At 49.8% G+C, this 1,801-nt stretch carries 2 protein-coding genes; both read left to right on the forward strand.

Features of this window, described 5'->3' with window-relative positions:
• Positions 1 to 400, forward strand: a 400-nt coding sequence (locus ABE093_RS13565; protein WP_430761444.1) for a hypothetical protein, incomplete at its 5' end; no start/stop codon positions are given.
• 145 nt (positions 401 to 545) lie between these two features.
• A complete protein-coding gene (locus ABE093_RS13570) occupies positions 546 to 1,724 on the forward strand; it encodes a glycosyl hydrolase family 28-related protein (RefSeq protein ID WP_430761445.1) in 1,179 nt (392 codons plus the stop codon).
• The last annotated feature ends 77 nt before the right edge of the window (positions 1,725 to 1,801 follow it).

A 1,801-nucleotide genomic window follows, 5' to 3' on the forward strand; every position in this document is an offset into this window, starting at 1 on the left:
CTTAACTCAGGTGTTAGACCTCACAGGGGAGCTATTACGCATGTCGACCGCACGTTCGATCGCCTTTTGGCTGTTTATTTGGTTTGCTTTCACTATTTGCTTATCCACCTTTCTGGTAGCGGCTGGACTTAGTCCTAAATACCCTGTCTTTGAAACCTTCTCCGCATCGCCATTTGTGTGGCGTCTTGCATTTTCCGCGTCTGGGGTTCTGGCCGCATTGACCGCACTACTCCTTCGCAAAAGCAATATCTATGCTGCAACTACGTCCTTAATTTTCCTATGTCTTTACGTCCCTAGCTTTAGATTTGTCTGGGGACAAATTTCATTCGGAATATATATTTCAGTAATTGCCACGACCCTCGCCATCTATGTAGCTCTTAAAGCCCGTCGTGAGGTCTAACTAATCGTTCAAGCCGACACCGCTTCGTGGCACGTTTTTGGGCTATCCGCTACGCCAGCCCAAAACCGCACCACTCTCGGCGCGGCTTAACTCAGGTGTTAGGGCGCACTATGCTCACGTCACAACTACTTACACTTATGCCAAGGTGCATACATTAAAACTTTACCATTCGAAGGAGAGAGATAAATTCATGGAAAGACGGAATTTCTTAGGCAAAATTCCTCTAGCTGTCGGCGGCGTGTTAGTCGCCCGCCCATCCGTCACCTATGCCCAGTCGACACCACCACCATCAATCTGGACAAATGTAAAAGCATTCGGCGCTGTCGGCGATGGTGTAACCGATGACACCGCAGCGATCCAGTCGGCCATTTCTTCCTTGCAGCAGAGCAACGACTACCGCGGGGGCGTTCTTTACTTTCCAGTTGGACGATATAAGTGCTCGTCAACTCTTTTTTTTACATCTTACGCCGCGGGAAGCGTCCACAACATCATCGTCCGCGGGGACGGCCCACAATGTACGGTTTTAGATTTTCAGGGCGCAGGCACAGGATCCTCCGGTCTGGCGTTCAACGCAGGAGCTCAGTTCGGAGTTGAGGATCTTCTGATAAATGGCGCCCCCGGCACCGGTCTTTTGGTTGGCAGCGGAAACGCTGTCGGCGCCTCCGGCTACTGTAGCTTTTTCACGATAAAAAACGTCCGCATTCAGAACTGCGGCTTCCATGGCTTCAGATTCATCAACACCTATATGGGCACAATTTCAGATTGCTGGTCAAAGGGAAATTCGCAGATTGGATTTCTATTCGACGGTTACCACACATCAATGAACGTCAATCGTTGCGAAGCAAGCGAAAACGGCGGAATCGGCTGGTCTTTGAACGGCATGACTTACTCAACTTTCACCGCCTGTGGCGCGGACAGCAATGTTTGGGGATATGCTGCAACCAACTTAGTTGGTGTCACATTCACCGCGTGTGGCGCAGAAAGCAACCAACGAGAGGGATGGCTACTTGTGTCTGGAAGTGGAACCATTGGAGGATTGCCATCGCAAGTCGTAGATATACACGGAGTCATACTGACTTCGTGTTCGAGCTACTTCAACGGCACAGCCGGTATTAACGCTTTTGGGTCGCATCTTGCGGCGTCTGCATCAAATAGCAGGCCAATTCAATTCAAAATGTCTGGAAACACTTCTTTCTGTAGCCCAGGTTCAACCGTAAGCATGGTCCTAGATGCTACGAATGGCCCCGTCACCGTTTATGATGAATTGTCTCATTTTGACGGTGGATGGGTTAGCTACGGCCCTGTAGTAAGAAAAACGTTTTAATCGCGTATCTTACAACTTCAATCCATTACCACTTACAACACCAGTGCGCCCTAACTATTCGTTCAAGCCGACGCCGC

Source organism: Solilutibacter silvestris, assembly GCF_050574925.1.
Classification (GTDB): Bacteria; Pseudomonadota; Gammaproteobacteria; order Xanthomonadales; family Xanthomonadaceae; genus Solilutibacter; species Solilutibacter silvestris_A.